The 18454-nt window shown below is 39.9% G+C and carries 14 protein-coding genes; 9 read left to right on the plus strand and 5 right to left on the minus strand.

Annotated elements, in window-relative coordinates; genetic code table 11:
- Positions 1-102: 102 nt before the first annotated feature.
- Both B2400_RS12935 and B2400_RS12940 read right to left on the minus strand, forming a co-directional pair.
- The gene (locus tag B2400_RS12935; protein ID WP_260045423.1) at positions 103-570 is read right to left on the minus strand and encodes a nucleoside triphosphate pyrophosphohydrolase family protein; all 468 of its coding nucleotides are present in this window, start codon (positions 568-570) and stop codon (positions 103-105) included.
- A 68-nt stretch (positions 571-638) separates the two neighbouring features.
- A complete protein-coding gene (locus B2400_RS12940) occupies positions 639-2081 on the minus strand; it encodes a pseudouridine synthase (RefSeq protein ID WP_149525251.1) in 1443 nt (480 codons plus the stop codon).
- Between the two features lie 462 nt (positions 2082-2543).
- On the opposite strand from B2400_RS12940, the gene B2400_RS12945 reads away from it, so the two are divergent.
- From B2400_RS12945 to B2400_RS12985, 9 genes are all read left to right on the plus strand, one after another.
- On the plus strand, positions 2544-3194 hold the full coding sequence (locus B2400_RS12945) for a lytic transglycosylase domain-containing protein (RefSeq protein WP_187773984.1): 651 nt from the start codon (positions 2544-2546) through the stop codon (positions 3192-3194).
- Positions 3195-3800: 606 nt separating this feature from the next.
- Positions 3801-5948 carry a cytochrome-c oxidase, cbb3-type subunit I gene (gene ccoN, locus B2400_RS12950; protein ID WP_149525253.1) on the plus strand — a complete coding sequence of 716 codons (2148 nt, stop codon included), beginning with the start codon at positions 3801-3803 and terminating at the stop codon, positions 5946-5948.
- Positions 5949-5973: 25 nt separating this feature from the next.
- Positions 5974-6159, plus strand: a complete 186-nt coding sequence (locus B2400_RS12955) for a hypothetical protein (protein ID WP_149525254.1) — start codon at positions 5974-5976, stop codon at positions 6157-6159.
- Positions 6160-6177: 18 nt separating this feature from the next.
- Positions 6178-7089, plus strand: coding sequence for a cbb3-type cytochrome c oxidase N-terminal domain-containing protein (locus B2400_RS12960; RefSeq protein ID WP_293933997.1), 912 nt, complete (start codon positions 6178-6180; stop codon positions 7087-7089).
- Between the two features lie 18 nt (positions 7090-7107).
- Positions 7108-8505 carry a cytochrome c oxidase accessory protein CcoG gene (ccoG, locus tag B2400_RS12965; protein WP_293934000.1) on the plus strand — a complete coding sequence of 466 codons (1398 nt, stop codon included), beginning with the start codon at positions 7108-7110 and terminating at the stop codon, positions 8503-8505.
- A gap of 79 nt (positions 8506-8584) precedes the next feature.
- The gene (locus B2400_RS12970; protein WP_149525257.1) at positions 8585-9007 is read left to right on the plus strand and encodes a FixH family protein; all 423 of its coding nucleotides are present in this window, start codon (positions 8585-8587) and stop codon (positions 9005-9007) included.
- Between the two features lie 3 nt (positions 9008-9010).
- Positions 9011-9703, plus strand: coding sequence for a sulfite exporter TauE/SafE family protein (locus B2400_RS12975; protein WP_293934004.1), 693 nt, complete (start codon positions 9011-9013; stop codon positions 9701-9703).
- A 162-nt stretch (positions 9704-9865) separates the two neighbouring features.
- Complete coding sequence (gene cls, locus B2400_RS12980) at positions 9866-11338, plus strand: cardiolipin synthase (RefSeq protein ID WP_149525259.1); 1473 nt, start codon at positions 9866-9868, stop codon at positions 11336-11338.
- A gap of 84 nt (positions 11339-11422) precedes the next feature.
- Positions 11423-14131 (plus strand): carboxypeptidase regulatory-like domain-containing protein, encoded by a 2709-nt coding sequence (locus B2400_RS12985; protein WP_293934012.1) that lies wholly within the window; start codon positions 11423-11425, stop codon positions 14129-14131.
- A gap of 132 nt (positions 14132-14263) precedes the next feature.
- Here B2400_RS12985 and B2400_RS12990 read toward each other — a convergent pair whose 3' ends face one another.
- From B2400_RS12990 to B2400_RS13000, 3 genes are read right to left on the minus strand one after another with little or no spacing between them, the layout of a single operon-like run.
- Positions 14264-15091 carry a DMT family transporter gene (locus tag B2400_RS12990; RefSeq protein WP_223110868.1) on the minus strand — a complete coding sequence of 276 codons (828 nt, stop codon included), beginning with the start codon at positions 15089-15091 and terminating at the stop codon, positions 14264-14266.
- A complete protein-coding gene (locus B2400_RS12995; protein ID WP_149525261.1) occupies positions 15091-16074 on the minus strand; it encodes a YihY/virulence factor BrkB family protein in 984 nt (327 codons plus the stop codon). The genes B2400_RS12990 and B2400_RS12995 overlap by 1 nt, the downstream gene beginning before the upstream one ends.
- Positions 16075-16083: 9 nt before the next feature.
- Complete coding sequence (locus B2400_RS13000; RefSeq protein ID WP_293934017.1) at positions 16084-17844, minus strand: AMP-dependent synthetase/ligase; 1761 nt, start codon at positions 17842-17844, stop codon at positions 16084-16086.
- Between the last annotated feature and the right edge of the window lie 610 nt (positions 17845-18454).

The following is an 18454-nucleotide window of genomic DNA, read 5'->3' on the forward strand; positions in this document are numbered from 1 at the left end:
TCCTCTTCTTTTTTTATGATATGCAGGTCGACACGCTGTCGATAAATGATTCTATCCGTAATACTCATTCGAAAGATTACGATATCATACCCTATATTTTACTTATCTTTCAATAATAGACTTTAGATCAGCAGGCGAATATGCAATTGATTTCAAAGTCTTGTCATCGCCTTCGCGGAATACTAAGAACTTGCCGTCAATTTCTTTGTAATAGGATTCCACGCCTTTTGCGCGGTAGTGTTCTTGGGTTGCTACAGCTTCCTCTACCGTCTTACAAGCTTTGCTCATATTCGAGCGCTGCACTTCATTAAACAGATCGTTAAACTTTTCAGCAAGTCCAAATTCTAAAATTGCGCCCGATAATACGTATTGAATATCAGCTAGAGCATCTGCAATTTCTACGATATCTTTATCATCAATAGCCTCTTGAAGTTCTTTCAATTCCTCTGCTATCAAGGATACCCGTAGTTTACATCTTGTTTCTGAAGGGATTGTTGGCGAATCTAAAATCGGATGTTGAAATGTTTTATGAAATTCTGCAACCGATGTTAAACACTTTGGATCTGTCATAATGTTTTTTGTTTTTTTAAAAATACGAAAAGTGGGGAATAAAAAAGACGCCATTTGGCGTCTTCTTCTTATTTCATCAAATGTTTCAATTGAACAACTTCTTTTTCTTCTAGATATCTCCAACGACCACGCGGAAGATCCTTTTTCGTTAGGTTTGCATAAACTACACGGTCAAGCTTTACGACCTCGTATCCTAATGATTCAAAGATACGACGTACGATTCTGTTTTTACCGCTGTGGATCTGAATACCGATCTCACGTTTCGAAGCTCCTACAACGAAGCTAAGATCGTCTGGTTTGATAAATCCATCCTCCAACTCAATACCGAACTGAATTTTGTTGAAATCACCTTGTGTTAAGTTCTTGCTTAACTCAACTTGATAGATCTTGCTGATGTTGTTTCTTGGGTGAGAAAGTTTCTCAGCCAAATTACCATCGTTAGTTAACAACAATAAGCCTGTTGTATTTCTATCTAAACGTCCAACCGGGTAAATACGCTCTTTTGTCGCTTTCGAAACCAAGTGCATTACCGTTTTACGTTCTTGCGGATCATCAGTAGTCGTGATATAATCTTTTGGCTTATTTAAAAGTACATAAACCATTTTCTCACGCTTCAAACGCTCATCGTTATATCTGATTTCGTCTTTTGCCGGGTCAACTTTTGAGCCCAATTCAGTAACTACTTCACCATTCACGCTGATTACCCCTGCTTCGATCAACTCGTCAGCTTTACGACGAGAACAAATGCCTGAGTTTGCAATGTAACGGTTCAAACGGATTAGTCCGTCGTCGTTAGCATCTGCTTGGAATTTTCTGTCAGGAGAAGCAGATCTTCTTGCTCTTCCATCGTTACGGTCGTCTCTGCGGTCATCTCTACGATCGCGGAAGTCTCTATTTTGGTCACCATCTTCGAATCTTCTAGATGGGCGTCTATCGCCATAGCCTTTATCGTCGTTGCCAAATCTAGGTTTCCCGAATTTACGGTCGCCTGATGGCTTGCTAAACTTGCCATCACGAGATGGTCTGTCAAATTTATTGTCTCTAGAAGGTCTATCGAATTTATTATCTCTAGCCGGTCTATCAAACTTGTTATCTCTGCTCGGTCTTTCAAATTTTCCGTCTCTACTTGGGCGGTCAAATTTGTTGTCGCGAGAAGGTCTGTCGAAATTACCGTCTCTGCTTGGGCGGTCATATCTATTGTCGCGAGAAGATCTGTCGAAATTGCCATCTCTGCTCGGACGGTCGAATTTATTATCTCTGTTAGGTCTTTCGAATTTGTTGTCTCTATTCGAGCGATCGAACTTGTCATCGCGATTTCCTCTTTCGAATTTGTTATCGCGTGATCCTGATTTGTCGAATTTGTTGAATTTGCGGTCCTGGTCTGGTCTACCAGATTTAGAATCTCTTGAGGAGTTAAAAGATGATCTTTTATCCCCGCGGAAGCTATCTGAGTTGCTTCTTGGTTTTTTGGAGTTGTCCTCTCGACTGTTCCTGTTGCTGCTAAATGGCATAATTTTAAAAAAATTGAGCCACAAAGATAGTTAATTTTTTGATACAGGCGAAGCAATATATTTATTGCTGCATTAATGTTAGATTGAGAAGACAATTCTTGGCTGGCAAATCTTATAAGATACAGAAATAGTTTTAATAAAAATAATTTATAATCCAAATTTTTCAAAAAATGTTACAATTTATTAATATTCAACAAATCCGTTTAAAGTTGTCTAAACAATGATTTTACAAGGTTTTAACTTTTCTTAACGTGCTATGCGATTGTAACTATTTGGCGCATAGCTCTGTTTTGCCTTATCTTTGAGGCTGTTTTTTTAACCAAGCTATTTTTTGATCGATTTGATATCGTGGATAGGGTAGCAGTAAGGGAATAAATGATAAAAAAAAGAGTATTATGTTGTAGTATGCTTTTGACGGTAATGTTGTTGTCAAAACTATACTCAAACCCCCAACCAGAGTCGATGACTGATCCTTTTAGAAAGGCCCTAGATCAGTCTATGATGTCCCAAGTCATTGCGGCTAAGGAACTATCAAAAAAGAATTCTAAGGATGATTTTTATAGCCAAATCTCCTTTGCAAACGAAACTATCCCCCACGAGGAGAGCTTTTTCAGAAAAAGAATAGACAAGTACTTAAGCAAGTTTGCCTATATTAAAAAGCCCTCAAATCAAATCCACAAGAAGGCGGACAAATTACTACCACGCATCGCAAAGATTCTTAAAAGTTACGGGATACCCGAAGACTTCAAGTACATTGCAGTTGTTGAAAGTAGTTTAAGTCCATCCACAACGTCGCATAAAGGTGCTGGCGGTTATTGGCAGTTTATGCCAGCAACGGCAAGACTTTACGGATTGCGCGTTGATGGTACTGTTGATGAACGTCTTGATCTCGTTAAATCAACACATGCTGCTGCCAAATATCTGAAATCGCTACATGCAGAATTCGGTGATTGGACTTTAGCTGCTGCTGCCTATAACGTAGGAGGAGGTAGTCTTCGCGCTTCATTAAGAAGACAGAAGAAAGATAATTACTACGAGCTAAAGCTTAATGCTGAAACAGCGGCGTATGTTTATAAAATCATTTCTATGAAAACTATCTTAGAAAATAGTTAGTCGGGAAAAATATAATACCAGATATTATTTTAGTAGAAGCTGCCTCAAAAGGGCAGCTTCTTTTATTTTATAGGATCTGTCTTTAAGAGTTACACCAACCGAGTGATGTGACTGCTTCGACATTCTTCCCTTTCAAAGCCCTTTCAAACCCAATACAAACCCCAATCATAACCCTTTCGAAAGGGTTATGATTGGGGTTTGATTAAATTTCAGATAGGCGGTATTAGGTTTTTGTCTCCTATCAGGTACTATTGTTGTATTGCCTTAATATTACTGAACGCTGCTTAGCCTCTTATGCTTTGATTACTAACTGATAAGGTGTTTGATTCTTTGGGTATACCAACCTGATTTTTATGCCCTTTCCTAAAACATATGATAAATATTATTGTTACCTTTTATAAAAATGAGACTCTTGTCTCATTAGCTATCCAATTGAAAAATATAGAGTAACGACTAAAGCGGCTAACTAATGTTCCATTTCTACCATCATTTTATGGTTAAAGGACAAAATGTGATGTATATCACATTTTAGTGCTTCGGTTTATCATTAGAATGTCATGTGGTTACCGGTACCTTTGAATCAGGTTAACTTAATTTAATAGAATAATGCAGGTAGAGCAATTTAATTATGACAACAAGATTGTCAGAGATTTTGGAATCGCAACTGTAACATGGGGTATCATCGGAATGACGGTGGGTCTATTAATAGCCTTGCAGCTAGTATGGCCCGAACTGAATTTCGGCACCCAATTTACTACTTTCGGTCGTATCCGACCTTTGCACACCAATGCCGTAATTTTTGCCTTTGTTGGTAATGCCATCTTTATGGGGGCTTACTACTCAATGCAACGCGTGTTGAAAGCAAGGATGTTTAGCGATTTACTCAGTAAGATCCATTTCTGGGGTTGGCAATTAATCATTGTAGCCGCAGCGATTACACTTCCATTAGGTATCACTTCTTCGCACGAGTATGCGGAATTGGAATTACCAATCGATATCGCTATCGCTGTAATTTGGGTCGTTTTCGGAATCAATATGTTTGGTACCATTATCAAACGTAGAGAGCGTCACATGTATGTGGCTATTTGGTTTTATATCGCAACTTTCGTAACTGTTGCTGTATTGCACATTGTTAATGCTATTCAGATTCCGGTGAGTTTCTGGAAAAGTTACTATGTGTATTCAGGAGTTCAAGATGCTTTAGTACAATGGTGGTACGGACACAACGCTGTTGCGTTCTTCCTAACTACTCCTTTCTTAGGAATGATGTATTACTTCTTACCTAAGATGGCTAATCGTCCTGTTTATTCCTATAAATTAAGTATTCTACACTTCTGGTCCTTAATTTTCATCTACATTTGGGCCGGACCACACCACTTATTATATACATCATTACCAAGCTGGGTTCAGTCATTAGGAGTTGTGTTCTCCATCATGTTGATCGCACCAAGTTGGGGAGGTATGATCAACGGTCTATTGACCTTGCGTGGTGCTTGGGATAAGGTACGTACTGAGCCAATGTTGAAATTCATGGTCGTAGCATTGACATGTTACGGTATGGCGACATTAGAAGGACCATTATTATCATTAAAACAAGTAAATGCTATTGCGCACTTTACTGACTGGATTCCAGCACACGTACATATTGGTGCATTAGGATGGAACGGTTTCATGACTTTCGCAATCCTTTACTGGTTGTTCCCAAGAATTTATAGAACAAACCTTTACTCTAAGAAATTGGCGAATACGCACTTCTGGATCGGTACATTAGGTATCTTATTCTACGCAATCCCGATGTACTGGGCGGCTGTAGTTCAAGGTTTAATGTGGAAAGACTTTACTCCAGAGGGTGTATTGAAATACCCTAACTTCTTAGCGACTACTTTAGAGATTTTACCAATGCACATGATGCGTGCAGCAGGTGGAGCGATGTATTTAGTAGGGGTTATATTAATGACCTACAACTTAATCAAAACTGTAAAACAAGGTAAACTAGTAGCAAACGAAGCTGCTGAAGCACCAGCTTTAGAGCCAGTACATACAACAGAACGTTCACAACACCGTCGTTTAGAGCGCAAGCCACTATTATTCTTAGTGATGGCTTTGATCGCAATCTTGATTGGTGGTATCGTGGAAATGATTCCAACGTTTACAGTAAGTAGCAACGTTCCAAAAATCAGTTCTGTAAAACCATATACAGCATTAGAATTACAAGGTCGCGACTTATATATCCGCGAGGGTTGTGTGAACTGTCACTCGCAAACTATTCGTCCATTCCGTTCGGAAACAGCACGTTACGGTGAATATAGTAAAGCCGGTGAGTTCGTTTATGACCGTCCATTCTTATGGGGATCAAAACGTACAGGACCAGATTTGCACCGTATCGGTGGTAAATATCCTCACAAATGGCACTATGACCACATGTTAGATCCAACAATCACTTCACCAGGTAGTATCATGCCTCAGTATCCATGGTTAATTAGCCAAGATATCGAAACTAAATACTTAACTGGTAAGATGAAAGTGATGCGTAATCTAGGCGTTCCATACACGGATGCAGAGATTAATAACGCGGTTGAAGATTCGGAAAAACAAGCACTAGAAATTGTGAAAGATCTAGCTGCCAACCAAGTGGAAGTAGAACCGAACAAAGAGATCGTTGCGATGATTGCTTACTTACAGCGCTTAGGTACCGATATTAAATCTGCACCAAAAGCTGATAACGAAGCTGCAACGATAGATAACAATAACTAATAGCTAACATAGAAAAAGAAAGATTATGTTTAAGCAGATAACAAATTTACACGGGGACGAGATTTACTTGATCGTCTCCTTATGTATCTTCCTTAGCTTTTTTATCCTAGTGAGTGTCATGTTATTCACCATGAAGAAAAACTTTGTGGACTATATGAAGGAATTGCCATTGGAGGATACTGAGCGCGAATTAGACAAATTACCCGAATAGACAAGACCTATGATTTCTATGATATTACAAGACACTGTTGCTACAGAAGTTGCAGCAGCAGCACCACAGACGTTTGGAACGGGAAATTTATATAATGATATTTTCTATATCGTCGTATTCATCGTATTGATCGCGGTTTTATTTGCAGCCATTACGATCAACAAGGCCCTGCGCACGATGTTGAAAGTGACGATGCCAGATGTTGTACAAGAAGAAGCTCGCCTAAAAGCAGAGCGAAAAGCTTCAAGCCAATCAGCTTGGGCTAGAAGATGGAATCACTTCATCGGTTTAAAACCTATCGAACAAGAAGAGTCTTTGAAGATCGAAGATCACGAGTACGATGGTATTGCTGAGTTGAATAATCCTATTCCATTATGGTTCAACGCGTTATTTTACTCTACAGTTGTATTCGCGGTAGTTTATATTTTGATCTACCACGTATTTGGTGGACTGAACCAAGATCAGGAATACGAACGTGAGATGGCACAGGCAGAGATTGAGAAGGCCGAATTTTTATCCAAATCAGCAAATGCATTTGATGAGAACACCGTAGAGATTGATGCTACCGGTACGTTAGCAGCGAACGGTAAGGCGATATTTGTAGCAAATTGTCAAGCATGTCACGGACAAGCGGGTGAAGGAACAATCGGTCCAAACCTAACCGATAGATTCTGGATACACGGTGGAGAGATTAAAGACATCTTCAAAACTGTAAAATACGGTGTGCCAGATAAAGGGATGGTTCCTTGGGAACAAACATTAACTCCAGCACAGATTGCTGAGGTAAGTAACTACATCGTCACATTGCGTGATACCAAACCTGCGAATCCAAAAGCAGCCGAGGGTGTTGAAGTAGCAAGCTACCAAGCAGAAGGCGGAGCAGCTGAACCTGCAGCAGCAACAGACAGCACTGCAACAGCAACTAATTAAATTAAATAATACAATACCATGGAAATAGCAGCAAAGGGGAATGAGAATACTAACCAACCAGAAAAATCTAAAAGAAAGTGGGTTTATGCTAAGAAGCCTGCCGGGAAGCTTTATAATTATCGACAGGTTGTTGGTTACTCTTTGCTGCTGTTTCTTTTTGCAGCTCCATTTATCAAGATAAATGGAAATCCGTTCTTGATGTTTAACATCGTAGAACGTAAATTCTCCATCTTTGGGAATATTTTCTTGCCGCAGGATATGCACATCTTCCTTTTCGGGATGTTGATCATTATGGTCTGTATTGTGTTGTTTACTGCAGTATATGGTCGCGTTTGGTGTGGCTGGACCTGTCCTCAAACGATCTTTATGGAACTCATATTCCGTAGGATCGAATACTTTATCGAAGGCGATTGGAATCAGCAGAAGAAAAGAAACGAAGGGCCAGATACGGATGCAAAAGCATGGCGGAAGATATTGAAGCATGCCGTCTTTATAACGGTCTCCTTCATTATCGCCAACTTATTCTTGGCATATATAATAGGTGTGGACGCGTTGTTCAAGATTATTACAGATCCTGTTGATCAACATATCGCTGGTTTTATATCCATTTGGGCCTTTACCTTTGTCTTTTACTTTGTATTCGCTTATGTTCGCGAGATCGTTTGTACACGTATTTGTCCTTACGGACGTTTGCAAGGTGTGCTATTAGACGAAAACTCAGTTACTGTAGCTTATAATGTAGCAAGAGGGGAGCCTAGAGGTAAGATTCGCAAGAACAGCGATGTGGTTACTGGAGATTGTATTGACTGTAACCTATGTGTACATGTTTGTCCTACCGGTATTGATATCCGCAAGGGAACGCAGTTGGAATGTGTTTCTTGTACTGCTTGTATCGACGCTTGTGATGCTGTTATGGATAAGATCCATAAGCCTAAACGTCTGATTGGTTTCTATACGCAGGCAGAAGCGGATGGTAAAGCAACGGTGCAAGATGGTAAAAAGAGAAATACCAGAGCAATTGTATATTCATGTATTTTGCTCGTATTAATGGGTATCTTTACTGCGATGATCTTTAGCCGTACCGATGTCGACGGTCGATTATTGAGAGCAAAAGGAAGTACCTATCAGTTCCGTGATGATGGAACAGTAACGAATCTATATTCTTTAGAGTTAATCAATAAAACCACGAGGGATATTGATTACGAGCTGGTAAGCGAAGATAAGGACGTAGAGATTCAAATCGTAAACCCGATTTCGCATCTACCGCGCGAAGGCAATGCTAAGTTAAGCTTGTTCTTGATTGCGAAGAAATCGAATATCAAGGAATACAAAACAAATATTAAATTGAATGTTGTGGCAGACGGTGAAGTGATTGAAACAATGAAGACAACCTTTATTGCTCCGCCAGCGAAATAAAACTTTCATGTTTCCAGTAGCATCCGCAAGAATGAGAATACTTGGAGGCTGTTGAAAACACACACTTACAAACAAAGGAATGAACTGGGGATATAAAATTGTATTTGGATTAGGGGCATTTGTGCTCTTCATCGTGGGCTTAGCCATCTATATGGTTTCAAACGATACAGATACGCTGGAAGATGATGATTATTACGAACGCAGTCTGAATTACGATGAAACATATCGTAAGAAAGAGAACTTGAATAATAATCACGCAAAACCGACGATACGGATTAGTCAGGATACATTGCTGATCAAATTCATATCGGCGGATAATAAGGGGCAGCTTCATTTTAAGCGTCCTGATGATAATAAGCTGGATGTTTCGCTCCCCTTCGCGACAACGACCGACCTATTCAAATTACCATTGAGTACCTTTAAGAAAGGTAACTGGAATTTGGAAATCGATTGGAAAAGTGGTGCTGATAGCTATTTAGTCGATCAACACGTTTACTATTAACAAATGACTTACCATTATCTTGCATTCTTTATGGGCCTTTTGGGCAGTATTCACTGCGCAGTTATGTGCGGTCCTCTACTGATTGCAATTCAAGGTGGGCATCAAATTTCCTGGAAAACAACCTTCAATAAGCTGATTTACCAGCTTGGCCGCATTCTGACTTATGGAATGTTGGGCTTAATTTTAGGTTTATTGGGGAATGCTGCAGCGATACAGGGTTGGCAGCAGATATTTAGTCTGGTTACTGGTATTATATTAACTGCATTGGGCTTGTTCTACATTTTTGGAAAAAGTTCCAAGCAATTGGCAAGCTTTCAAACCAAAGCAATTCAGCCTTTTGCTAAGTTTATGGGGAAATGGCTCTACCGTCCTGGCGGCAGTTTTGTTGCAGGCGTTCTCAATGGAGTCTTGCCCTGCGGGATGGTGTATATGGCTTTGGCATCTGCCGTGAATGCGAGTTCTCTTGAAAACAGCTTTATGTTTATGGTGCTGTTCGGATTAGGGACATTACCTTTATTATTACTATTCTCTTTCGTTGGCAATTTTACAAGAAAGATCTTCAAAAAGGGATTCACTACTGTGTTACCCATACTCTTTATCCTGATGGGGGTCTGGTTTATCCTACGTGGTGCAAATCTAGATATTCCCTATTTATCGCCATTATTGCATGTCGACGGCGCAATGAATTGCGCATAATCTATACTGCTTTCCTACTTCTTTACTGTTTAAAAGAGTATATACCTAGCGTATATTTCCGCTATTGCTATTTCTTTTCTATCTTGCTCTTGTTCCTCAAACTTTTGGTTAGAAGTATGGTTGTATAGAGAGGACATCTTTTACAGTACTTTTTCTATCGATATGACTGAATATTTACAGCCTATAATACAGTTTTTTGAACAATGGGGATGGATTCCCTCTTCGATTATTTACCTAGGCGTTATCATCACGATTCTTATCGAGAATAGAAACCCAACCAAGACTATCTCTTGGGTCATGGTAATTGTCTTCCTTCCTCTTGTCGGGGTTATTCTTTATTATTTATTCGGACAAAAGTTTTCTAAAGTCAAGAAACTTAAGCGTATCAATCAGGAGCAGTCGCTCCGGCTGAAGAAAGAGTTTAAGCGATTAGAGCCATTGATGGCTTGGTCTATACAGAATATCCATAATAAGATTGGGGATTTTGCTCGTGTTTATTCTTATTTAAAAAATGAACGCCTTTCATCACCTACGCTGAATAATGAGGTGACGCTGTTGGTCAATGGGGAAGAGAAATTTAAATATTTCTTAGAATCATTAGAAAGTGCAACACATTCCATCCATATGGAATATTACATCTTCGACCTCGATGATATAGGAACAAAAGTGCTGAATATCCTCGAACAAAAGGCTACAGCCGGATTGAAGGTGCGTTTGATTGTCGATAGTTTCGGGTCGCCGCAATTAGTACGTCACATGCGTAAGATGCGAGGTAAAACGAATATTGAATTCCAAGCATTTCTACCTGTGACATTTACTTCCTTAGCCAATAGTAATTACCGTAATCACCGTAAGATTGCTGTGATTGATGGTTACATTGCATATATCGGTGGAATCAACATTTCGGACCGCTATATTAATCCAAATGGGTTTGGACTTTACTGGCGAGATACTTCCGTTAAAGTAGTGGGGAATGCCGGAACAATGTTCCAAATCAGTTTTTGGAATTCGTGGAATCAAACCGACGGAGATCCTTTCGATTTACAAGATGGCTACCTGCGGGATATGCCTGTAGTTGCCGAGCAACTGAGTGCTGTTGCATTGGTATCAAGCGACCCCGGATCGTTAGGGCCTTTTAATATGGAGGCGCTGTTGTTAAGTATCGGCGAAGCCAATGAAAGCATCAAGTTATGTACTCCCTATTTTATTCCTTCAGAGGAGTTAGCTACCGCGTTGAAGACTGCCGCTGGAGCGGGTGTTGATGTGGAATTGATGATCCCATCAACCGGCGACTCTTGGATTGTGCAACATGCATCTTTTTCATTCTTGAAACCTTTACTTGAACGTGGAGTCAAGGTATATCTTTATGAGAAGGGATTCTTACATGCTAAGACAGCAGTAATCGACGGCAAGATAGCTTATGTGGGGACTGTGAACTTAGATTTCCGTAGTTTCTACATCAATTATGAGGTAGCGACCGTAATTTCTAATAAGGCCTTCTGCGCCCAAATGGACGAACAGTTTGAAATAGATAAGAAAGAATGTTCCGTTGTGACCCTAAAAGATTGGAAAAGAAGAAAGGCTTGGAAACGTGGAATAGACTCACTATGCCGCTTGCTTGCCCCTTTATTATAGCTTAAGCATTGTTAAATTTCGTGATTCATGGCGTTCTTCTCCAAAAATTAGATATATTTAGCTTTTTGAAAAACTGAAGAATCGATGAGCAAAATAAATCGCATACTTTTCACAATTCTAATACTTTTAGCTGTCTCCAATTTCTCGAAAGCCCAAGAAAAACCCGCCATCCCGATAAATACTGCGGTGGAGAATGTGCAAAAGTTCTTTACAGTCTATCCAGTAGAAAAAATTCACTTACATTTCGACAAACCTTATTACGCAGTAGGGGATACGCTATGGTTCAAAACCTATTTGAATACTAACCTATTTAATTACGACCCGAGTAAGGTCGCTTATATAGAGATTCTTAATAGTCGTGATTCCTTAATGCAAACTCTTCGTGTGCCACTGAAGGATGGTGCTGGAAAAGGTCAATTAGTATTAGACCCGCAGTTCTGGTCGCAGGACAACTATAGGGTCCGCGCTTACACCAAATGGATGATGAACTTTGATATGGGATACTTTTATAATAAGGTAATTCCAATCGGAGATGCAATTAATAAGAAATTAGGATCAGACGTAAGCTTTGAACCAGATGGCAATAAAACCAAAGCGATTCTGCAATTCCGTGATCGACAAGGACAGCTATTAAGTCGTAAAAAGCTAAGTTGGGAAGCCAACGATGGTTGGGATCCTTTTGATAAAGGCAAAGGCGAAACTGATGCTCTAGGTCGTGTCGTTGTCAGTTTATCTAACAAAGAGAAAGAGAAATTTAAGAACGGACGCTTAGTTGTCAAACTTGAAGATGGGGAGACCTTAGTCGGACAATATCCATTACGTAACGCCATATGGGAGGCCGATGTGCAATTCTTTCCGGAAGGAGGTGATTTAATATCGGGTATCTCAAAGAAAGTAGCTTTCAAAGCAGTCAGTTCGACTGGTCTCGGTCTAAAAGTAAAAGGTAAGATTATCGATAGCAAAAAGCAAGAAGTTGCAAGTTTTGAGGACCTTGGACTAGGAATGGGATCTTTTAATCTTGTACCTGTTAGTGGAGAGAGTTACAAAGCTATGGTAACTTTTGAGAATGGAGAACAAAAAACATTCGACTTACCAGCCGTTGTAGATAATAAAGTCAACGTCGTATTTGCAAAACAAGAAGGCGAGTTTATCAACCTAGGCATTGTTACGAATGATAGCCATTTCCAAGCCGTTCAGAACAAACCATTCTATGTTTTCGGGCAGCTGAACGGTCATTTAGTATATGCTGCCCAAGCTTCGATGAAGAGTGCGGCGGTATCAATTCGTATTCCTATCAAGGAACTTCCGAACGGGATTGTCCAGATAACCCTACTTTCACCAGATGGAGAGCCGCTTTCGGAACGCCTTGTATTTATACAGCCGCAAAAACTAATCGATATACAAGTAAAAACCGATAAGGATAGTTACGCTCGTAAAGACTTAGTGAAAATGAAGCTAAATGTGAATAGTCCAGTTGATAGCTTAATCGGAAACTATTCTGTCTCTGTAATCGATGAATCGAAGGTGCCGTTTAATGATGACAATGATAGAACGATCGTTAGCAGTATGTTGCTTACGTCCGATCTAAAAGGCTATGTGGAGAAACCGAATTACTATTTCAATGAGAAGAATACCAATCGTTTAGAAGCTTTGGATGCATTGATGATGACACAAGGTTTCAGACGTTTTGATTATAAAGAATTGGTGCAAGGAAAGCTTCCTCAGGTACGTTTTATGCCTGAGCAGGGTATTACTTTGAGCGGTATATTACGCTTAAACACTGGTCGTCCGCAGCCGAATGGAGGTTTATTGTTGACAATTCCAGGCGCGGCCGTTAAGAAAGACACTTACACTGATAAGAACGGTGTGTTCAAGTTTGAGAATCTTGTATTCCAAGATTCGTTGAAAGCAACCATCAACGCTAGAGGAAACGACAATTTCCGTAACCTTGTTATTAATATGGATCAGACATTCTATCCAGAAGTTGATCAGAATAGTCCATACTTCAGTGCAGGTATCCAGAACATCGACCAGAATATGTCTGCATATTTAGATAACAGTAAAAAGGAATTCCGTACTTCCATCTTGATTGATGAGGTAGTCGTGACAGCGACGCAAGAGAAGAAGCAATCGAGTAAAGATTTCTCTGCGCTATCCGGATTATCTATGCCAGATCACCGAATCGAAGGTAGTCGATTACAGGGATGTAACGTATTGAGCATGTGTTTAAATACTTTGCTTACGGGTATTACGTATGATGTCAATACCTTGAAATACTATGTCACACGTAACTACAACCAAGGAAGCCGCGTTCCGGTGCAGTTCTTCTTGAACGGGATGCCGATTGATGAACCATCTTTAAACTCCATAACTATACCTGAAATCGAAGGCATTGAGATCTTCTTGCGAGATGATTTAGGAACTGTTCGCAACATCTACCAAAACGATGGTGTTGTGTCTATCATCACGAAGAAGGAGAAGAAGCAGCCTCGTATGACAGCAGCGCAGATTGAAGCCATGCTTCCGAAGTCCAATGTCGTAGAATTACATCCATTGGGATACGTGAAACAACGCGCTTTCTACACGCCGAAATATGCTACACCGGAGAGCAAGAATACCAACGATTACAGAACAACCGTTTACTGGAATCCTGAAATCAGAGTAGAAAAGAATGGAGAAATAGACCTGGAATTCTTCAATGCTGATGGTACTGGTAAGTACAAGGTGGTTGTCGAAGGAAACGATATACAAGGTAATGTGGGCCGAAAGGTTTACTATTACAATGTTAAATAGGATTAGATATAAGATATCATATATTAGATATTAGACATTGCATAAAAGGTTCGAAGGCTACTTCGGACCTTTTTGCATTCTATAGCGATATGTTGATAAGATTTTTTAGCGTTATCCTATTCGTTATATGCGCTACTTTCTAATATTTAATATTACCGCTGCAAGGATTACCGCGATACCCAAAAGAGCATACTCACTAAATGTTTCCTGGAACAGAAAATATCCAAATACTAACGCATAGATTACACCTAAATAGTTTAAGCTGGCTACTTTGGCAAGATTAGCGCGCTGATAGGACAGTGTCATATAATACTGCGCTATTTGCGTAAAGATTCCGATCAGCAACAATATTGCCCAATCCCATCCTTGAGGATTTTCCCAATGCATGAGCGTATAGACACCGACGAAGGGGAGGGTGATAAGTGGAAAATAAAAGATGATCACCAAGGGATGCTCGGAGGTCTTCAGTTTGGAGATGATATTGTATGCAAGGCCGGCAAACAATGCCGCTGTTAACCCGATGATCAGGTCTAAAGTAGAGATCCTCGGGTCGAAGCCTTTCAACATGATGACTCCGGCAATTGCCAATGCGAAATAAAGATAGCGGATAGGCTTGACGGGTTGCTTTACGATAAAGATTCCCAATATAGCCGTAAAGAAAGGAGAGAGGTAATTTATTGTCACTGCGGAGGCGAGCGGAATATGCTGCAAGGTATAAAAGGAACCAACCAAACCAATACAACCAGCTACACCACGCAAAATCAACAGCGGTTTGTTGTTCCCAAATACAGGGATATGATCGCGCTTAAGAATAATGTACGACGCGACTAGGCTAAAGATGGATCGAAAGAAAACAACTTCGACCGTTGGAATATGAGACACATACTTCACACATACATTCATCAGCGCAAAAAATAGCCCTGCTAAAAGCATGTATTTAATACTATCTTTTTCTTCCACTATTGCACAGGGTCATTATGTTTTTTAACTACTTCGCGAATACCGGTTTCGGGGTCGATCTCTAATTCAGTCTGCTTCACGAGTACCGCAAATGAAGAAGGTTGGATACCCTTCCCATATTTTACGGCATATTCCTTAGTAAACTCTGCTCCAAAGTATAGAATTGCCGAAGAGTAATAAACCCATGCCAATAAGATAATGATTGACCCTGCGGCGCCGTAGGACGAAGCTGTCATGTTCTGACTTAAATAAACCGAAATACCATACTTGCCGAGCATAAATAGGAAAGAGGTAAACAGCGCTCCACCTAAGATATCCTTAAAGCGAACCTTCGCATCCGGAAGAAAGGCATAGATAGTACCAAAGAGGGTAGTGATGACCAAGAAAGTAATAGTCGTATTCACCATGTCGATCAGGCTGATATCCCAATGTTGTATAAATTGATTGAAGTAATCAGTCATAATCCCAATCAAACTACTCACAATTAAGGATGCCATCAATAGGAATACTAGCCCTAATATCATAGAGAAGGAAATCAAACGGTTGATGATCAGTTTTAGCCAGCCTTTCTTCGGCTTTGGTTTTACTTTCCAGATCGTATTAATGGAGTTTTGAATATCAACAAAGATGGTCGTTGAAGTGAACATTAAGGTAGCCGAACCGATGATGATCCCGATGTTGGATTTGCTATCTAAGGAAATCTTTGACACCGTGGATTCCAAGGTTGACGCAATTTCCCGTCCGAAGAGCTCGCTCAGCTCGTCCATAACCTGTTCGCGGGCACCGCTAGTGCCATCCAAATGCTCCCCATAAAAAAAACCTAAGGTCCACGTTAATATCAATAACAGTGGACCTATAGAAAATACAGTATAATAAGCTAATGAAGCACTAAGCTTCATACAATTGTCCTCGATAAAACCATTTACAGCATTGATTAATAGCCCCCAAAATTCTTTTAGTTTGGTCCAAATAGTAATTATCATAGGCAGTTCTTATTCCTTATAAATATCTTTGATTAGTTCTTCGTTTTTCTGTAGAATAACCTTGCGCTTAAGGCTCAACTTCGGCGTTAGCTCTCCGTTGTCGATGGTCCATTCCTTTGAAAGCAATTTAAATTTCTTCACTTGCTCCCAATGCCCAAAGTTAGCCATTGCTTGCGAAATTATATGCTCATATTTTGTTAAAACTTCACCTTGCTTAATCGCTTCTTCTCTAGAGCTATACGGGATCCCTTTGTGCTTGCAATATTTTTCTAATTCTTCAAATGCAGGAACGATTAATGCCGCAGGGAAACGTTGATTCTCACCTATAACCATCACTTGCGCAATCAAAGTCGACTCCATCAATTTGTTTTCCAACACCTGCGGCGCGACGTATTTACCGCCAGCAGTTTTGAACATTTCTTTCTTCCGATCCGTAATCCGTAAGAATCCGTCCGGAGTTAGCTCGCCAATATCGCCGGTATGAAAATACCCATTGCCATCGAAGGCCTCTTTTGTCGCTTCCTCGTTTTTATAGTATCCTTTCGTAATGCTAGGACCTTTAACCATGATCTCGCCGTCTTCAGCAATTTTTACTTCCAAGTTTTTCAATACGCGACCTACCGTACCGAACTTTACGTCATTTTCATCCCAGGAATTAACAGCGATAACAGGAGAAGTCTCCGTAAGACCATAGCCTTCCAGAACTTTAATTCCTGCTGCCCAAAATACACGTGCTAAACGCTCCTGTAGTGCCGCTCCACCGGAAATGATAATCTTGATGTTGCCACCCAAAGCCTCTTTCCATTTCGAGAAGATTAATTTGCGCGCGATACCCAGTTTAAAATTGTAAAAAGCAGAGTTCGATTTCGGCTCCTGATATTTCAGCCCTAAATCCAATGCCCAGAAGAAAAGCGATTTCTTAATCCCCGTCAGATCCTTGCCCTTTGCAACAACCTTATCATATACTTTTTCAAGTACACGCGGTACAGTGGTAAATAGATCAGGTTTTACATCATTGATATCGACGACGATATTATCTAGATTTTCAGCGTAGTAAATCTGCACACCACGAGAGAAATACATATAAACAACCATGCGCTCAAAGATGTGACAGAGCGGCAAGAAACTTAAAGCTTTCTTATATTCGGTGGTAATCAGGTGATTACACGCTTGTACGTTGCTCAACAGATTCTCATGCGAAAGGTAAACTCCCTTAGGCTTCCCTGTAGTCCCGGATGTGTAGATCAATGTCAATAAATCTTCCGCCTCAACAGCATCGTTGTAAGACGTTAAGTCTACATCATTCGCCTTTCCTAAGTCCGCGACCTCCATATAATATTTCCGGCCCTCCAACTTATCGAAGGTATAGGTTTCTATATTGATGTTATTCTCTTTCATCGCCAAGTCTGCTTTTGCAGCTAGGTCTTCGTTACTAACGAACACCATTTTTACGTCGGCATCATTGATGATGTATATCAAATCCTGATTGGATAGGGTAGGATATAATGGTACCGTTGCAACGCCCAATTGGTTACATGCGAAGTCAACAAAGTTCCATTCCGGACGGTTTCCCGACATGATAGCCACGCGATCGCCTTTCTTGATGCCGCGTGCAATCAGACCCTTGCTTAAATTATTAACTATATAGACGAATTCCGCCGTAGAAAAGGTACGCCATTTATCTCCCGCACGACCAGCAACCATAATGTCCTTGGCATACTCCGTCTTATAATTTATAATGATATCGAATAATCTATTGAACTTGTTCATATCTTGTTCTCTTTTATTAAATAACAGTTTATAATCTTCAAAATTTAGGTCTGACTAATATATCGTTTTTTTGATTAAAAACTATGCTAGCAGAGTAATAATTATGCTATCTAATTTCACATCTTGGTTAAAATCAATGATATAGATAGATTATTAAATTCTGTTAACCAAAGTAGCGAAGCGATTATTGAATATTAACTTATATCTAATTTGAGTTCATTAAAAATTTTCAAAAACATCTTTATTCCCTCGCCTGCAAAATCACTTGCTACTTCAATAAGTTAATAAAAATTATGGATAATCACTTCATCTTTCTTGGCAAAGCTAACGATGTGATTGCTTTGAACCTACGATATGTCATTCGCATATCAAACCCAATATATAACCCAATCAAAGCCCTTTCGAAGCGGCTTTGATTGGGTTATATATTGGGTTTGAAAGGGGAGTGAAAGGGTTTTAAGTCGAAGTTCGTACTTAGTGCCTTAGTCGTTAGACCCGCTCATGGCTATCCTTCGATTCTTCCTTTCTTGGTTCAGAAATAGTAGTTAGTAGTTAGTAATGCGAATTAAGGGTTGAAATATATTGGAAAAAGCTTCTTAAAAAGAGGGGT

Origin of the sequence: Sphingobacterium sp. UBA6645 (assembly GCF_002455685.1) — a bacterium.
Lineage (GTDB): Bacteria > Bacteroidota > Bacteroidia > Sphingobacteriales > Sphingobacteriaceae > Sphingobacterium > Sphingobacterium hotanense.

What these genes read in the sequence shown, in the direction of transcription:
- B2400_RS12955 (WP_149525254.1), top strand. Translation starts at nt 5,974, where the DNA reads ATGTTTAAGCAGATAACAAATTTACACGGGGACGAGATTTACTTGATC.
- ccoG (WP_293934000.1), top strand. Translation starts at nt 7,108, where the DNA reads ATGGAAATAGCAGCAAAGGGGAATGAGAATACTAACCAACCAGAAAAA.
- B2400_RS12970 (WP_149525257.1), top strand. Translation starts at nt 8,585, where the DNA reads ATGAACTGGGGATATAAAATTGTATTTGGATTAGGGGCATTTGTGCTC.
- ccoN (WP_149525253.1), top strand. Translation starts at nt 3,801, where the DNA reads ATGCAGGTAGAGCAATTTAATTATGACAACAAGATTGTCAGAGATTTT.
- B2400_RS12945 (WP_187773984.1), top strand. Translation starts at nt 2,544, where the DNA reads ATGACTGATCCTTTTAGAAAGGCCCTAGATCAGTCTATGATGTCCCAA.
- B2400_RS12935 (WP_260045423.1), bottom strand. Translation starts at nt 570, where the DNA reads ATGACAGATCCAAAGTGTTTAACATCGGTTGCAGAATTTCATAAAACA.
- B2400_RS13000 (WP_293934017.1), bottom strand. Translation starts at nt 17,844, where the DNA reads ATGAACAAGTTCAATAGATTATTCGATATCATTATAAATTATAAGACG.
- B2400_RS12985 (WP_293934012.1), top strand. Translation starts at nt 11,423, where the DNA reads ATGAGCAAAATAAATCGCATACTTTTCACAATTCTAATACTTTTAGCT.
- B2400_RS12995 (WP_149525261.1), bottom strand. Translation starts at nt 16,074, where the DNA reads ATGATAATTACTATTTGGACCAAACTAAAAGAATTTTGGGGGCTATTA.
- B2400_RS12975 (WP_293934004.1), top strand. Translation starts at nt 9,011, where the DNA reads ATGACTTACCATTATCTTGCATTCTTTATGGGCCTTTTGGGCAGTATT.
- B2400_RS12960 (WP_293933997.1), top strand. Translation starts at nt 6,178, where the DNA reads ATGATATTACAAGACACTGTTGCTACAGAAGTTGCAGCAGCAGCACCA.
- B2400_RS12940 (WP_149525251.1), bottom strand. Translation starts at nt 2,081, where the DNA reads ATGCCATTTAGCAGCAACAGGAACAGTCGAGAGGACAACTCCAAAAAA.
- cls (WP_149525259.1), top strand. Translation starts at nt 9,866, where the DNA reads ATGACTGAATATTTACAGCCTATAATACAGTTTTTTGAACAATGGGGA.